14 protein-coding genes are annotated in these 16,220 nt (G+C 66.2%); 6 read left to right on the forward strand and 8 right to left on the reverse strand.

Annotation, left to right across the window (positions count from 1 at the left end):
• The 8 genes from AVME950_RS23845 to motA all read right to left on the reverse strand — a co-directional run bounded on the left by AVME950_RS23845 (position 1) and on the right by motA (position 8,709).
• Positions 1-798 carry a hypothetical protein gene (locus AVME950_RS23845; protein ID WP_284402626.1) on the reverse strand — a complete coding sequence of 266 codons (798 nt, stop codon included), beginning with the start codon at positions 796-798 and terminating at the stop codon, positions 1-3.
• Positions 791-2,317 carry a flagellar biosynthesis GTPase FlhF gene (flhF, locus tag AVME950_RS23850; RefSeq protein ID WP_284431687.1) on the reverse strand — a complete coding sequence of 509 codons (1,527 nt, stop codon included), beginning with the start codon at positions 2,315-2,317 and terminating at the stop codon, positions 791-793. Before flhF ends, AVME950_RS23845 begins: the two co-directional genes overlap by 8 nt.
• A complete protein-coding gene (gene flhA, locus AVME950_RS23855; protein WP_284402628.1) occupies positions 2,314-4,395 on the reverse strand; it encodes a flagellar biosynthesis protein FlhA in 2,082 nt (693 codons plus the stop codon). Before flhA ends, flhF begins: the two co-directional genes overlap by 4 nt.
• Entirely contained in the window at positions 4,392-5,546 is a 1,155-nt protein-coding gene (locus AVME950_RS23860) for an EscU/YscU/HrcU family type III secretion system export apparatus switch protein (RefSeq protein WP_272569821.1), read from the reverse strand. The genes flhA and AVME950_RS23860 overlap by 4 nt, the downstream gene beginning before the upstream one ends.
• A gap of 263 nt (positions 5,547-5,809) precedes the next feature.
• Positions 5,810-6,439 (reverse strand): protein phosphatase CheZ, encoded by a 630-nt coding sequence (locus AVME950_RS23865; protein WP_272565428.1) that lies wholly within the window; start codon positions 6,437-6,439, stop codon positions 5,810-5,812.
• A 2-nt stretch (positions 6,440-6,441) separates the two neighbouring features.
• Entirely contained in the window at positions 6,442-6,828 is a 387-nt protein-coding gene (gene cheY / locus AVME950_RS23870) for a chemotaxis response regulator CheY (protein WP_092745669.1), read from the reverse strand.
• A gap of 66 nt (positions 6,829-6,894) precedes the next feature.
• A complete protein-coding gene (gene motB, locus AVME950_RS23875; protein ID WP_272565427.1) occupies positions 6,895-7,833 on the reverse strand; it encodes a flagellar motor protein MotB in 939 nt (312 codons plus the stop codon).
• Between the two features lie 15 nt (positions 7,834-7,848).
• Positions 7,849-8,709, reverse strand: a complete 861-nt coding sequence (gene motA / locus AVME950_RS23880; RefSeq protein WP_284431688.1) for a flagellar motor stator protein MotA — start codon at positions 8,707-8,709, stop codon at positions 7,849-7,851.
• A gap of 249 nt (positions 8,710-8,958) precedes the next feature.
• On the opposite strand from motA, the gene AVME950_RS23885 reads away from it, so the two are divergent.
• From AVME950_RS23885 to rfbH, 6 genes are all read left to right on the forward strand, one after another.
• Complete coding sequence (locus AVME950_RS23885; protein ID WP_284431689.1) at positions 8,959-10,635, forward strand: O-linked N-acetylglucosamine transferase, SPINDLY family protein; 1,677 nt, start codon at positions 8,959-8,961, stop codon at positions 10,633-10,635.
• Complete coding sequence (locus tag AVME950_RS23890) at positions 10,632-11,783, forward strand: DegT/DnrJ/EryC1/StrS family aminotransferase (protein WP_284431690.1); 1,152 nt, start codon at positions 10,632-10,634, stop codon at positions 11,781-11,783. The genes AVME950_RS23885 and AVME950_RS23890 overlap by 4 nt, the downstream gene beginning before the upstream one ends.
• A 128-nt stretch (positions 11,784-11,911) precedes the next feature.
• Positions 11,912-13,042 carry an aromatic ring-hydroxylating oxygenase subunit alpha gene (locus AVME950_RS23895; protein ID WP_284431691.1) on the forward strand — a complete coding sequence of 377 codons (1,131 nt, stop codon included), beginning with the start codon at positions 11,912-11,914 and terminating at the stop codon, positions 13,040-13,042.
• Positions 13,039-13,809 carry a glucose-1-phosphate cytidylyltransferase gene (gene rfbF / locus AVME950_RS23900; RefSeq protein ID WP_284407495.1) on the forward strand — a complete coding sequence of 257 codons (771 nt, stop codon included), beginning with the start codon at positions 13,039-13,041 and terminating at the stop codon, positions 13,807-13,809. The genes AVME950_RS23895 and rfbF overlap by 4 nt, the downstream gene beginning before the upstream one ends.
• Positions 13,803-14,891: a CDP-glucose 4,6-dehydratase gene (rfbG, locus tag AVME950_RS23905; protein WP_284431692.1), complete on the forward strand. Its 1,089-nt coding sequence runs from the start codon at positions 13,803-13,805 to the stop codon at positions 14,889-14,891. Before rfbF ends, rfbG begins: the two co-directional genes overlap by 7 nt.
• 6 nt (positions 14,892-14,897) lie before the next feature.
• On the forward strand, positions 14,898-16,214 hold the full coding sequence (rfbH, locus tag AVME950_RS23910) for a lipopolysaccharide biosynthesis protein RfbH (protein ID WP_284431693.1): 1,317 nt from the start codon (positions 14,898-14,900) through the stop codon (positions 16,212-16,214).
• The last annotated feature ends 6 nt before the right edge of the window (positions 16,215-16,220 follow it).

Consider the following 16,220-nt stretch of genomic DNA (forward strand, 5'->3'; position numbering starts at 1 on the left):
TCAATGTCTCCGGGCGAAATGCGCTGCCGTCTCCGTCATGCCGAAGGGCGGGGTGGGGGTCGGCGTTGCGGCGCCAATGGTGCACGCGTTTTCCAGCAGTTGCAAGGCCAGGCGCTGCACGTCCTGGGCGTGGTTGGCGCGCACCGTGCTGGTCAGGATGCCGCTGCCCAGGTGCCGCTCGGCGCAGCGCTGCAGCGTGTTCAACGCCGCATGCGTCGGGTCGGCCTGGGCCGGCCCGCCGGGCGGCAGGATGGAGGCCACCGAGCAGTGCACGCCGGCGTGCATCGCCATGTGTTTCAGTTGCCGGTAGCTTTGCACCACGCTGTCGGGGCCGCCTTCGGCGATCACCAGGGGGATGGCCGAGGTCGCGCGCACCAATGGTGCCAGCACCTCGGCGCTGGCGTAGAGCACCAGCAGCGCATAGGTGCGAAAGAAGGGTTGCAGCGCCTGCATCGCGGCCGGGCCGTCGGCGGTCTGGCGGGCGAGGCGCTGCATGCCGTAGCCGGCCGGAATCACCGCCAGCGACGAGGCCGCCGGGCCGGTTTCGAGCGGGGCGCCGTTCTGCCAGGAGGGCTCGGCCAGCAGGTGGGCCAGGCCCGGCGCGTCGTCGGTTTCGCGGGCGGTGCCGTCCAGCACGGCGACGGGATACCCCAGCCGCTGCAGGCTGGAACACACCTGCCACAGGGTTTCCAGTCCGTAGGCGGCGTCGGGCTGCGCCACGACGGACACGACCCGCAGGTCCGACTGCGGCGTGATGCTGTGCAGGCTCGTGGCCTGGTGGAATCCGGTATCAAGCATCGACCAGTCCCCTTTCCGAGGCCAGCTCGGGCGAGTGCGAGAAGAAGAAGTTCAGGTCCGACGCCTTGGGGTCGAAGGCCGACTTGGCGGGCGAGCGCATCGAGGTGCTGATGAGCTTGTGCGCATCGGCGGCCTCCCAGTCCTCGGGCACGCGCTGGCCGTTGGTCACGCCGCGCAGCACCATCTGGTGGCGGATCAGGGCGTCGATCGAAGGGCCGAGCTTCACGGCTTCGTCCACCTTGGACAGGATGGCCTGCTGCGAGCCGGCGGTCTTGAAGGCGCTGAGCACGTCGTCCAGCGTGTCGCCGTGGCAGCCGGCGTTCAGCACCAGCAGGCGGTTGACGTTGGGCAGGTCCAGCACATCCAGCATGTCGCGCTTGCGCGGGTCGCGCGGTGCGACGCCGGTGGTGTCGATGAGCACCATCTTCTTGCCGCCCAGCAGGCCGAGCAGGTCCTGCAGCGCGGCGCGGTCGTGCGCCAGGTGGGCCACGACGCCCAGCATGCGGCCATAGGTGCGCAGCTGTTCGTGGGCGCCGACCCGGTACGTGTCCAGGGTGATGAGGCCGACGCTGCCCGGGCCGTGGATGCGGGCGCACAGGGCGGCGAGCTTGGCCGTGGTGGTGGTCTTGCCCACGCCGGTGGAGCCCACCATGGCGTAGATGCCGCCTTCTTCGTACAGGGGGCGGGCGTGCGCGTCGGTCTTCAGGTTGCGCTCCAGCACTTCCATGAGCCAGCGCACCGCATCGCCTGCGCCCAGTTCCTCGGGCAGGCGCTCCAGCACGGCGCGGGCCAGCGACGGCGAGTAGCCGGCGCGGATGAGCTTGAGCATCAGGTTCGACTGGATCGGGTTCTGCCGGGCCTGTCCGAGCCAGGCCAGGGTGTTGAAGCGGTCCTCGATGAGGTCCTTCATGGACTGCAGCTCGCTCATCAGGTTCTGCTGGCCGGCGGCGGGAGCCAGCGAGGGCACGGGCACCTGCACGCGGCGCGGGGCCACGGGCTCGGGGGCGACGTCCATCGGAATGGAGCGCAGCGGGTTGTGGCGCACCACGGGCGCGGCGGCCGGTGCGGGCATGCGTTCGCGCTCGCGGTCCGGCGCGCGTTCGCGGCTGCGCTCGTTGATCGAAGGGGCCTCGGCCGCGCCGGTCAGGGCTTCGTGGCGGCGGCGCAGCATGCGCTCGCGCACGTAGTCCTGGAACGACAGCGTGCTCATGGCCAGCTGCTCGGTGTCCTGCGCCACCGCGTTGCGCTGGGGCTCGGCCCGGGCCGCGGCGGCCGCGGGGCGGGCCAGGGTGCGCGCGGGGCTGGCGGCCATGTCGGAGGCGCGCTCCTGCAGGCGGCTCGGCGGGGCCTGTTCAGGCGCGTTTTCCAGGCTGGACAGCGTGTCTTCCGCCGTGGCCATGACTTCCACGCCATTGGCGGTGGGGCGGTTGGACAGGATGAGGGTGCCGTCCCCGAAGGCCATGCGCGCCTTGGCCAGGGCCTCACGCGAGGTGGGGGCGGTGAAGCGTTTGATGTTCATGCGGATGCACCTTTGAGGATCGGGCCAATGCGGATGGTGTGGGTTTCAGGGATCTCGCTGTGGGCGAGCACCTGCAGCCGGGGCGCGACGCGGCGCACCAGGCGGGAAATGGCGTTGCGGATGGCGTCGGGCACCAGCAGGCAGGCGGGCATGCCCAGTTCTTCCTGCTTCATGGCGACTTCGGCGGCCTTCTGCGTGAGGATGTCGGCCACGCCCGGGTCGAGCGATGGGCCGGCGTTGTTGCTCAGGGCCTGCACCAGCAGGCGCTCCAGGCCGGGTTCGATGGCGATCACGTTCAGTTCGCGCGTCGGGCCGTAGATCTGCTGCACGATGGCGGGCGACAGCGCGATGCGCACGCGGCGGGCCAGTTCCACCGGGTCGGTGGTGGCGCCGGCATGTTCGGCCAGCGTCTCGATGATGGTGCGGATGTCGCGGATGTGCACAGACTCTTCCAGCAGCAGCTGGAGGACTTTCTGGAACGTTGCGATCGACACCATTTTGGGAACCACTTCCTCGATGAGCTTGGGGGCCAGTTTTGCCACGTGTTCCACGAGTTGCTGGGTTTCGGTGCGACTCAGGAGCTTGGCGGCTTGAACTTGCATCAAGTGTGACAAATGCGTCGCCATCACGGTTTCTGAATCAACGACCGTAAAACCCGCCATTTGTGCCGCTTCCTTCTGGTGTTCGTCGATCCAGTGGGCGGGCAGGCCGAATGCGGGGTCGGTCGTGGGCGTGCCGATCAGGGGGGTGGTGATGCCGCCGGGGTTGATCGCCAGGTGCATGCCGGGGAAGGCCTCGCCTTCGCCCACCACCACGCCGCGCAGGGTGATGCGGTAGGCGCTGGGCTTGAGTTCCAGGTTGTCGCGCACGTGCACGGCCGGCGGCAGGAAGCCCACTTCCTGCGCGAACTTGCGGCGCACGCCCTTGATACGGGTGAGCAGGTCGCCCTGGCGGTTCTTGTCCACCAGGGTGATGAGCCGGTAGCCCAGCTCCAGGCCCAGCAGGTCCACGGGCTGCAGGTCGTCCCAGCTGGCTTCGCCGTCGTGCGCGGGCGGGGGCGCTTCCACCACCGGCTGCGGAGCGTTGGCGCGCTTCATCAGCGTCCAGGCGGCGTAGCCCAAGCCTGAGCCCATGATGAGGAACACGGCGTGCGGCATGCCCGGGATCAGGCCCAGCAGGATCAGGATGCCGGCCGTCACGCCCAGCACGCGGGGCGACATGAAGAGCTGTTGCACGATCTGGTGCCCCATGTCCTCTTCCTTGCCCACGCGCGAGATCACCATGGCCGCGGCCACCGAGATCAGCAGGCCCGGGATCTGCGCCACCAGCGCGTCGCCGACGGCCAGCAGGATGTAGCTGTTGGCCGCCTGGCCGGCCGACAGGTCGTGCTGCAGCATGCCGATGGCGAAGCCGCCGACGATGTTGATCAGCAGGATCAGGATGCCGGCGACCGCATCGCCGCGCACGAACTTCGAGGCGCCGTCCATCGAGCCGAAGAAGTTGGCTTCTTCCGCCACTTCCAGGCGCCGGCGCTTGGCTTCCTTCTCGTCGATGAGGCCGGCGTTCAGGTCGGCGTCCACCGCCATCTGCTTGCCGGGCATGGCGTCCAGGGTGAAGCGGGCCGACACTTCGGCGATCCGCTCGGCGCCCTTGGTCACCACCACGAAGTTGATCACCACCAGGATGGCGAACACGATCAGGCCGACGGCGAAGTTGCCGCCGATCAGGAAGTGGCCGAAGGCCTCGATCACCGCACCCGCCGCGCCCGGGCCGGTGTGGCCTTCCAGCAGCACCACGCGGGTGGAGGCCACGTTGAGCGACAGCCGCATCAGCGTGGTCAGCAGCAGCACCGAGGGAAACGCCGCGAAGTCCAGCGGCCGCAGCATGTAGGCCGCCACCATCATCACCATCAGCGCGACGGCGATGTTCAGGGTGAAGAAGGTGTCCAGCAGCCAGGCGGGGATGGGCAGCACCATCAGCGCCAGGATGGCCACCACCAGCAGCGGGGCGGACATGCCCTGCACGGCCGAGGCGTTGGTGCCGGCCCACTGCCGGACGGATTTGATGGAGGGCGTCATGGGGCGGTCCCTGCGTCGGTGGTGCGGTTCAGCGGATCAAGTTCGGGCGGCACGAACGGGTCGGGCTGGGCCTCGGGCATGCGGCCTTCGCCGCGCATCGCGGCCTTGAGTCGGTAAACGTAGGCCAGCACCTGCGCCACGGCGGCGTACAGCGTGGCGGGGATGGCCTGGTCCAGCTCGGCATGCGCGTAGAGCGCGCGGGCCAGCATGGGCGACTGCAGCACCGGTACCGAATGCTGCGTGGCCATTTCGCGGATCTTGAAGGCGAGCAGGTCGGTGCCCTTGGAGATCACCTGCGGGGCGCTCATCGTGCCTTCTTCGTACTTGAGGGCCACGGCATAGTGGGTCGGGTTCATCACCACGAAGTCGGCCTTGGGCACGGCGGCGATGCTGGCGCGGTCGGCGATCTCGCGGGCGCGCTGGCGCTGGCGGCTCTTGGTCTCGGGGCTGCCCTCGGATTCCTTGTGCTCCTGCTTGATTTCCTCGTGCGACATCTTCTGGCGCGACTTGAAGAAGAACGCCTGCAGCGGCACGTCGACGACCGCCGCGAGAAACACCACCAGCAGCATGAGGCTCACGCCCGAGGTCATCCATTCGCCCACCCAGCGCAGAGCCACCGGCGAGGGCTGCAGCACCAGCATGGACAGCTTCTGGATGCTGTTGCCCAGGAAGTTCCAGGCCACGGCGGTGATCACGCCGGTCATGAGCACCATCTTGCCCACGTTGACCAGCTGCTGTTTGGACACCAAGTTGGTGAACCCCGAGATCGGGTTCAGCCGGCTGAACTGGGGCGTGATGGGCTGGAAGCTGAACACCCAGCCGCCGGCGCCGATGGCGCTGACCACGGCGGCGGCGCTGGTGAGAACGGCGAAGACGAGGCTGGCGACCACGCCGATCAGCGCCATCTGGTGCAACCGGGTGACCATGCTGCCCGTGGCCTGCACCGTGGCGGCGTTGAACACCAGCTGTTCGCGCACGGCCAGCTGCAGGTGTTCGGTCAGCATGGGCGCCAGCACGAGGACGCTGCAGGCGCCCATGCCGAGGACGGCGATGTGGGACAGGTCCCGCGAGCGCGCAGCCTGGCCGTCCTTGCGCGCTTTCTGGAGCTTGTGCTCTGTCGCGGGGAGGTCTTTGTCTTGGCTGGAGTCCATGGTGGCATGACGGCTGGTGGTCATGCCATTGTCGTGAGCGCCCCGGAAACCTAAAGCGCGAATAGACGGCTTGTCGGGCGGCTATTCAGGGTGGCGGCCGGTGGTGTGGGCCGGCAGGGGCGGGGCGTCACGCACCCCGGTACATCAAAAATGATAGCAATATGCCCTAGTACTTATTGCCATTGCATGCCAAAAGGCCATGAAATCCCATGTGGATATACGGTGGACGCTCCTTTTTCAGGAGCGCCAGCGCCCGCCCGGCATCAGAAGCCCAGGCTGGCCAGCAGATCGTCCACCTGGGACTGGTCGGTGACCACATCGGGCGTGCCTTCGGGATCGACCACCGGGCCGGCCAGGTGTTCGCGGCGCGCTTCCACCACCGGGGCGACCTGCGCCTGCGCAGCCGGTGGGGCGGTCTGGATGAGCAACTGCACCAGCTGCTCTTCGATCGTGGCCGCCAGGTTGACCACACGGGCGATCACCTGGCCGGTGAGGTCGTGGAAGTCCTGCGCCATCATGATTTCGGTCAGGTGGCCGTCGGCTTCCTTGGTGACGCGTTCCACGTCGTGCAGGAAGTTCATGATCTCGCCCTTGGCGACGGCCGCCACGGGGTCCTTGACCAGCGAGGAGACGACACGGCGGGTTTCCTCGGCGATGAAGTCGTGCTGGGCCTTGGCCTGCTCCACCCGGCTCAATACCTTCTCTGCCGCTTCGCCCGTGAGGCGCGCGATGTAGGAAAGTCGGCTTTGGGCATCGGGCAACTCGCCCATCGTGCCGCGCAGCTTGTCGGCGTAGCCGAGTTCGTTCAGCGAGTCGTGCAGCTGGCGGGTCAGCTGGCCGATCTTGTTGTGAACGGCGCCGGCTTCCGGAAGGTTGTTGTCCGAGGTATCCATGATCACAGGCCCATTTTCTTGAGGATCAGGGTGACTTTCTCTTCCAGCGTGGCCTTGGTGAACGGCTTGACGATGTAGCCGGCTGCCCCGTTCTGGGCGGCTGCCACGATGTCTTCCTTGCGGGCTTCCGCCGTCACCATCAGCACGGGCAGGTGCTTGAGCTTGTCGTCCTTCTTGATTTCAGCCAGCAGCTGGAATCCGTTCATGTTGGGCATGTTGATGTCGGTGACGACGAAATCGAACTTGCTGTTGCGCAGTTTGTTCAGCGCCACCACGCCGTCTTCCGCCTCGTCGGCATCGGCAAAGCCGCTTTCCTTGAGCAGGTTGCGCACGATGCGTCGCATGGTGGAGAAGTCGTCAACGATCAAAAAGCGGAGTGCAGTGGTCACGTGGGACCCTTTCGGTCGGAAATTGCAGTGTGTATTGTCATGGGCCGCAGGTTTGGTGACAAGACGTTACGGCCGAGGGGCGGATGCCGGATTCTCGCGCTTTTCGGCGGTGAACTCCGTGGAAGTGATGGTGGCAGATTTCTTTCCGAGCAGCCGTTCCTCGGCTTCCTGGGTCAAAACCGTGATCGTGATGCGCCGGTTGGCGGGCGCGCGCGGCTCCTTGGGTTCCAGCAAATCGCTGGCCGCCAGCCCGACAACGCGGCCCAGCTTGGCATCCGGCATGCCGGCGGCCACGAGTTCGCGGCGCGAGGCGTTGGCCCGGTCGGCCGACAGTTCCCAGTTGCTGTAGCCGCGGTCGCCGTTGCCGTAGGGCGTCGCGTCGGTGTGGCCTGCCAGGCTGATGCGGTTTTGCACGCCGCCGAGCGCGGTTCCGATTTCTCGAAGAATGTCGCGCATGTAGGGTTTTACCAACGCACTGCCGCTGTCGAACATGGGCCGGTTCTGGTCGTCCACGATCTGGATCTGCAGGCCATCGGGCGTCACATCCATGCGGATCTGCGAGCGATATTCATTCAGTTTGGGCGTTTCGGTGATCAGCGCGTCGATTTTGGCCTGCAGCGCCTTGATGCGCATCTCGTCCTGGCGGGCGCGCTCGGCGCGTGCGGCTTCGAGGTTGGCGCGGCGGTTCGTCGATGTCTCCGAGTCGGAGCGCCGCACCTGGCCATGCACCTTGGACAGATCGTTGCCGCCGCCGGGAATCACGCTCGAGCTGTTGCCCGCACCGTCTCCCCCCTGCATGGACACCTTCAGCGGCGAATTGAAGTAGGCGGCGATGCCCTGCAGTTCGCCCTTGGCGGTGGAGCCCAGCAGCCACATCAGCAGGAAGAACGCCATCATGGCCGTCACGAAGTCGGCATAGGCGATCTTCCAGGCGCCGCCATGCACGGCATGGCCGCCCTTCTTGACGCGCTTGATGATGATCGGCTGGAGTTTCTTGTCGGCCATGGGGGCGTCTTCAGCCTACTTCTTGCCCTTCACGTGGCTTTCCAGTTCGGAAAAGCTCGGACGGTCGGTGGAGAACAGGACCTTGCGGCCGAATTCGATCGCGGTGGCGGGGTTGTAGCCCTGCATGCTGGCCAGCAGCGTGGTCTTGATGCATTGCAGTTCCTTGGCGGCATCTTCCAGCTTCTGCTCGACCAGGCCACCGAGGGGTTCCACCACGCCATAGGCCAGCAAGATCCCGAGGAAGGTGCCGACCAGCGCCGAGCCGATCATGCCGCCGAGCACGGAGGGAGGCTGGCCCACCGAGCCCATGGTGTTCACCACGCCCAGCACGGCGGCGATGATGCCGAAGGCCGGCAGCGCGCCAGCCAGGCGGGCCAGTGCCGCCACGGGGGCGTGTGCTTCCTGGTGGTGGGTTTCGATCTCGCTGTCCATCAGCGCCTCGATCTCGTGCGCGTTCAGGTTGCCCGAGACCATCATGCGCAGGTAATCGGTCATGAACTCGATCACATGGTGGTCGCTGCCGACCGTGGGGTATTTCTTGAAGATTTCGGATTCGTGGGGCGTCTCGACATCCTTTTCGATGGCCATCAGCCCTTCCTTGCGGGCTTTCTGCAGAATGTCGTAGAGCATCGCCATCAGTTCCATGTACCGTGCCTTGGTGTACTTGGACCCCTTGAGCGCCATGGGCAGCGCCTTCAGCGTGGACTTGAGCACCTTCGGTTGGTTATTCACCACGAACGCGCCCAGCGCGCCGCCGAAGATCGTGATCATCTCGAAAGGGAGCGCTTTGATGATCACGCTCACATTCCCGCCGTGTACCACGTACACGCCGAAAATGCACCCGAGGCAGACCAGGTAACCGATGATTACAAACATGGGGCCATTCTGGCAGAGTCTTTTTGAAGCGCAAAAACGGAAATGCAGGCGGGATACACCCCAATTCGTTCCCCTTGACAAGTCCCGTTGCCCTGTTGGTGAAACCGGCCGCCCGCCGCCAAAACAGGCGGGCAAACCATGGTTTATTGGGGCCACCGCAGTGTCCGCGAGCCCCTAAGATGGACCCCGGCCGTTTCGGTCCACTGCCCCGATCCCACCCTTTTCCATTGCCTGCCGCCGATGTGCTCCATGCCCACCTCCACCGACGATGCTGACGTGCAAGAGCATGCCGACCTGCTGATCGCGCTCTTTCAGGCCGAGCAGTGCCTGGCGCAGCAGGATCTGGTGGGTGCCCTGACGAAATTCGCCACCGCCCTGGCTTTCGATCCACAGCGTGCGGACGTCTGGATGCATGTGGGGCGCACCTACCTCAAGATGGAAAACTGGGCGCAGGCCATTCCGGCGCTGGAGACCGCCCTGAACCTGCAGCCCGGCATGCCGGATGCGCAGCATGGCCTGTCGTTCGCATTGTTCAACCTGGGCCGGCACGCCGAAGCGTTGCAAATGATCGACGATGTGTGTCGCCGCGGCAACAACCCGGCCATGTGGGTCATGCGCGCCTTCCTGCATGACCAGATCGAGGGCAGTCCCGTCAAGACGCTGGAGGTCTACAGGGACTGGGGCCGGCGCTACGCCGATCCGCTGACGCGCAAGGCCGCTCCCCTCGTCGTGACCGATCGCCGCTCGAAGAAACGCCTCAAGGTGGGCTATGTCACGGCCGATTTCCGGGAGCACTCCATCGCGTTCTTCATGCTGCCCGTGCTGCGCCACCATGACCCGCAGGAGGTCGAGGTGCATGTGTACTCGGGCGGGCGGCGCGACGGTATCACCGATGCCCTGCAGCAGTGCGTGCCCCATTGGCACGAGATGATCCACCTGTCCGACGATGACCTTTACACGCTCATCCGCTCGCACGGCATCGACGTGCTGGTGGACCTGTCGGGCCACACCGCCGGCAACCGCCTGCTGGTCTTCGCGCGCCGCGCGGCGCCCGTGCAGGTGACGTGGCTCGGATTCATGAGCCCGCTGGGCATGAAGGCCATGGATTACCGCCTGACCGATGCGGCCATCACCCCGCCAGGCCATGAAGTCTTCTACAGCGAGCGGCTCTTTCGCCTGGCCTGCATGGCGAGCTACGCACCGCCCACCTATGCGCCGCTGTGCGAAGAGCCGCCAATGCTGCGCAACGGCTACCCCACGCTCATCTCGCTGAACAATTCCGCCAAGGTCACGGACCGCATGCTGGGTGTCTGGGGGCGCATCCTGAAGGCGCGCACCGATGCGCGCCTCGTCATCATGGTGAAGGAGCGGTCTGCCGAGGCCGCCCAGGCCAACATGCAGATGCGGGTCGAGGCTCAGGGCCTGCCGCTGGACCGCGTGTTCGTGATGCACCAGCAACCGCTCAACCAGTTCATGGAACTGGGACATATTGCCGACGTGGCACTCGACACGGCCCCGATCTCCGGTGGCACCACGACGCTGCATGCCCTTTGGATGGGGCTGCCGATCGTGTCGCTGGACGCCGAGCGCGGTGTGGACGCGAGCACCGCGCGCACGCTGCAGGGCGTGGGCTATCCCGATTGGGTGGCGCGCAGCGACGACCAATACGTCGAGCGGGCTCTGGCGTTCATGGCCGATCCGGAAACCCTGGCCCGCCTGCGCCACGAAACACGGCAACGCTTGTCCGCCTGCGCACTCATGGACTATGCCGCCCGCACGGCCGAGCTGGAAAAGGCGTTCCGGCTCATGTGGCTCAATTACCTGGAAGGCCGCGACCGTTTCCTGGATGTGTTCGCCGATCCGGAGCCGGTCCTGGCACGCCTGGGCGGCGGTGAGAAGCGTGCGCACAGCACGCCCTCCGTATGACCGCCGGCGCTCCCACCGATCCCATTCCTCTGCTGGTGCCGGATGTGCCGGACCCGGTGTCCCTCCTGCCCTATCTGCAGCGCATGCATGCCGCGCGCTACTACTCCAACGGCGGCCCACTGGTGCGCGAACTGGAGGACCGCTTTGCCGAGCGCTTCGGCCTGGGCGCAGAGCAGGTCACGACCGTGGCAAGTGCGACGCTGGGCCTGGAGCTGGTGCTGCAATCGCTGGGGCTGCGCGCCGGCGCCCGGGTGCTCATGCCCACCTTCACGTTCGCTGCCACGGCGACGGCCGTGCTGCGCGCCGGCCACGTGCCGGTACTTTGCGATGTGGATGCCGACAGCTGGCTGCTGACGCCCGACATCGCGCGCGCGGCCCGTGCCACCGGTGCCGTGGATGCCGTCCTGCCCGTGGCGGCCCTCGGCATGCCGCACGACATGGCGGCATGGCAGCGCTTCGAGGACGAAACGGGCCTCCCGGTGATGATCGACGCCGCCGCCGGCTTTGGCAGCCAGTGGCTGGCAGGCGCTTCGGGCACGCTCGTGTTCAGCCTCCATGCCACCAAGTCGCTGCCGGCGGGAGAGGGCGGTTTCGTGGTCTCATCGCGCCCCGGGTTGGCGGCGCGAGTGCGCCAGTCGGCCAATTTCGGCATCAACCTCGACCCGTCCAGCCACCTGCCGGTCGGCGCCCTGGCGGCAGTGGGCACCAATGCCAAGATGAGCGAGTTGCACGCTGCCGTGGCGCTGGCATCGCTCGCTTGCTGGGAGCAGGGCGCGCAGGCCCGGCGCGCCCTGCAGCGGGAAATGCAGGACGCCCTTGCGCGCGCGGCGGACGGCCGGATCGCATGGCAGATGGCCGGCCCGGCCGGCGCCATCGCGGCACCGACGCTGTTGTGTGCACGGATGCCCGACACTGCCTGCCGGAGTCGGCTCGAGGCACTGTGTGCCGCGCAGGGCATCGCGACGCGTCGCTGGTACCAGCCCCTCATGCACCGCATGGAAGCGCTGTTGCCCTTCTGTACGCTATTGCCCACGCCCCAGGCGGATGCGCTCGCCGAGACCCTGATCGGCCTGCCGTTCTTTCCGAAGATGGATCCTGCGCAGATGCAGCGGCTCACCCGTGTGATGGAGCAGGCAATGCGCAGCTAGGAAGGGGTCCATTTCAGATCACTGTAGAGACAATGGGCTGCACGAGCCGCCGCTGGCTCGGCAGGCCCCAGACCGGTACCGAACACGGGGCCGCGGTCCTTGCAACATCCATCCAGAAGAGTCGATCCATGCCGACCAGTGTCCTTTCCCCCCACTTTTATCGAGATCCCGATCACCACGCCCGCGAACTGGAGGGGCTGTTCCGCGAAAGCTGGGTTTTCGTCTGCATGCGCTTCGAACTCGGCGGTCTCGTGCACCGTGGTGTGCAGGTGGGCGGGGTGTCGTTGTTGCTCCAGTGCGACAGCCAGGGGCTGCCGCGTGCTTTCCTCAATGTCTGCTCCCACCGGCATGCCCAGTTGTGCGAATCGGGCACGCACCGCGGGCCTGCGCGCTGCCCCTACCATGGCTGGGTGTACGACCGGGAGGGCGTTCCCGTCGGCATTCCGGCGAAACACTGCTTTCCCGAGGTGGTGGCCGAACCTGCCCGCTTTCGCCTGCAGGAATTCAACTGCGAGGCGGTAGGGCAGTTCGTATTCGTGCGTATTTCCGAAAGCGGCCCGGCACTGCGCGAGTATCTGGGCGAGCAATACGCCTTTCTCGAGCGTGCCAGCGAGGGAATGCAAGGCTTGCTGGACGAGTTCCGGGAGCCGGTGGGCGCCAACTGGAAAATCGTGATCGAGAATGCCCTCGAGGGGTATCACGTCCCTGCCGTGCATTCGCGAACCTTCATGCAGGTCGACGGCATGGACCGGGCCGAAACGGCACCCCGCTTCTTCCTCGAAGATCGCCGGCACAGCCATCTGGAGCATGCCGCCGATGCGCAGTGGGTAGCGCGGTTCGCCCGCATGGAGAGCAAGATCGGGCAGTGGCCCTGGCGCTTCGCGCATTACACCCACCACCATATCTTCCCGAACCTGACCGTCACGTCGTTCATGGGATACAGCTTCCATGTCCAGTCGTTCGAGCCGACCGCGTCCCGCCAGACCACCGTCCACTCGAGGACCGTTGGCGTGGAGTTCACCGGGACCACGCCCGCGGGTGCCAAGATGATGGAACACATCCATGCCGATGGCCATGCCTTCACGCGCAAGGTGTTCGCGGAGGACGGCGGTATTTGCACCAAGGTCCAGGCGGGCGTCGATCAGGCGCAGCGCCCGGCGCTCGTGGGCGCAGGGATCGAGGACCGGGTGGCGCATTTCCAGGCGGCCTATGCCCGGGCGCTTCAGGGCTCCGAAACACCGATGGGCGGAAAAGCATGAAGGCCATCATCCTGGCGGGGGGGCTGGGTTCCCGCCTGAGCGAGGAGACGCAGCAAAAGCCCAAACCCATGGTGGAGATCGGTGGCCGCCCGATTCTCTGGCACATCATGAAGATGTATTCGCACCATGGCATCCATGACTTCGTGGTGTGCTGCGGCTACAAGGGCTACGTGATCAAGGAGTACTTCGCGAACTATTTCCTGCACATGTCCGACGTGACGTTCGATCTGGTGAACAACCGCATGGACGTTCACGAGCGGTATGCCGAACCCTGGCGGGTGACCCTGGTGGACACCGGCGATGCCACCCAGACGGGTGGCCGCCTGCGCCGTGTGCGGCGCTACGTGAGCGAGGACGAGGCCTTCTGCTTCACCTATGGCGACGGGGTGGGCGATATCGACATCACCGCGCTCATCCGGTTCCACAGGGCGCATGGACAGCCGGCCACACTCACCTCCACCCGGCAGCCCGGCCGCTTCGGCGCGCTGGACATGGAGGGCGACCGCGTGATGTCGTTCCGCGAAAAGCCCGATGGCGGCGGTGGCATGGTCAACGGCGGGTTCTTCGTGCTGTCTCCTGCCGTGTTCGATCTGATCGATTCCGACGAGACGGTGTGGGAAGGCCCTCCGCTCGAGGCGTTGGCGCGTTCCGGTCAATTGCGGGCCTATCGGCACGAAGGTTTCTGGCAACCCATGGATACGCTGCGCGACAAGAATTATCTCGAACAGCTTTGGCAGGGGGGGCATGCGCCCTGGAAATCATGGTGAGCGGTCCCGACAGCGGTTTTTGGTCCGGACGCAAGGTGTTCGTCACGGGCCACACTGGTTTCAAAGGCACCTGGCTGTCGCTTTGGCTGCAGCGTTTGGGCGCGCAGGTGACGGGGTATGCGCTGGAGGCGGATTCCATGCCCGCGATGTTCGCGCTGACCCGGGCCGCGCAAGGCATGCATTCGGTCATCGGCGATGTGCGGGATGCGGCGTTGCTTGCGGGCGCGCTGGAAGCAGCGGCGCCGGAGGTCGTGATCCACATGGCCGCACAGCCCCTGGTGCGCAAGTCCTACGCCGATCCGGTCAGCACCTATTCGACCAACGTCATGGGTACCGTGCACCTTCTGGACGCCGTCCGTCGCGTGCCGTCGGTGCGCGCCGTGGTGGTGGTGACGAGCGACAAATGCTATGAGAACCGGGAGTGGCTCTGGGCCTATCGCGAGGACGACGCGCTGGGCGGGTTCGACCCCTACAGCAACAGCAAGGCATGCACCGAGCTGGTGGCCGCCTGCTACCGTGACTCGTTCTTCGCCCCGGCAAGGCACGCGGAGCACGGTGTGGCGCTGGCCACGGCGCGGGCGGGCAATGTGATCGGTGGCGGTGACTGGTCCAGCGACCGGCTGATTCCGGACTTCCTGCGAGCCTCCTGCGGCGGCGATCCGCTGGAGGTGCGCAATCCCGCTGCCGTACGGCCATGGCAACATGTGCTGGAGCCCCTGGCGGGTTACCTCCAATTGGCGCAGCGACTCTTCGAGAAGGGGCCGGCGGTATCGGGCGCCTGGAATTTCGGGCCCGCCGAGCAGGACGTGCGAAGCGTCGGCGACGTCATCCGGCAACTGGCTGCCGCGTGGCCAAGCCCTGTCGACTACCGCTTTGCAACCGGGCCCGAGGGCGTGCACGAGGCGCAGATGCTCCGGCTCGACAGCAGCAAGGCCTGCTCTGCGCTGGGCTGGGGGCCTCGGTGGTCGCTGGCGCAGGCCGTGGAGCGCATCGCCCAATGGCATTCCGCACACGCTCGCGGCGAAGACATGCGCCAGGTGACCGAGCATCAGATCGAATCGTATTGCGCCGCTGAGCGCTGAAGTTCTATGGACAAGTTGCACCACATCCGCGAGCAGATCGCCGCGCTCGTTGGCGAATACGCGGCCCACGCGTATCGCGCCCAGCCATTCCTGCCGGGCGCCACGGCCATTCCACCCTCCGGCAAGGTGATCGGGGAGGCCGAACTGCAGAACATGGTGGCCGCATCGCTCGACGGATGGCTGACCACGGGACGCTTCAACGATGCGTTCGAAAAGCGCCTGCGCGAATACCTCGGGGTGCGCCACGCGCTCACGACGAACAGCGGCTCGTCCGCGAATCTGCTCGCCTTCTCGGCGCTCACGTCTCCCGCATTGGGCCAGAGGGCCATCCGCCCGGGCGACGAGGTGATCGGTGTGGCGGCGGGGTTCCCCACCACCGTCAATCCCATCCTGCAGAATGGCGCGGTGCCGGTTTTCGTGGATGTGGAGCTCGGCACGTACAACATTGATGTCGCGCTGATCGAAGCTGCGATCTCGTCGCGCACCAAGGCCATCATGCTGGCCCACACCCTCGGCAATCCCTACAACCTGGAGGCGGTGCAAGCGCTGTGCCGCAGGCATGGACTGTGGCTCGTCGAGGATTGCTGCGACGCCCTGGGGTCCACCTACGGCGGACGGCTGGTAGGCACCTTCGGCGATATCGGGACCCTGAGTTTCTATCCGGCCCACCACATCACCATGGGCGAAGGCGGCGCGGTCTTCACCAACGACGATGAGTTGGCACGCATCGTCACGTCATTCCGCGACTGGGGACGGGACTGCTATTGCGGGCCCGGCAAGGACAACACCTGTGGAAAGCGGTATGGCTGGCAACTGGGCGATCTGCCGCCAGGCTATGACCACAAGTACACGTATTCGCACGTCGGCTACAACCTCAAGATCACCGACATGCAGGCGGCCTGTGCCCTGGCGCAGATGGACCGTTTGCCCGGCTTCATCGCGGCGCGGCAGCGCAATTTCGATCACCTCTCCGGCCGGCTGAAAAGCTGCGAGGAGTTCCTGGTGCTTCCCCGGGCCACGGAAAATTCGCAGCCTTCTTGGTTCGGGTTCCCGCTCACGCTGCGCGAAGCGGCCGGTACCCGCCGCGTCGATCTGCTGGAGTACCTGGAGCAGAGCCGCATCGGCACGCGGCTGCTGTTCGCCGGCAACCTGACCCGGCAGCCTTCGATGCAGGGACAGACGTACCGGGTGGCCAGCAGCCTGGCGAACACGGACACGGTCATGGAGCACACGTTCTGGCTGGGCATCTACCCCGGATTGAGCGAGGCCATGATCGACTTTGTGGCCGATCGCATCGAAACCTATTTCGGCGTCAACTTCTAGCACCCA

This window comes from Acidovorax sp. SUPP950 (genome assembly GCF_030158935.1).
Lineage (GTDB): Bacteria > Pseudomonadota > Gammaproteobacteria > Burkholderiales > Burkholderiaceae_C > Paracidovorax.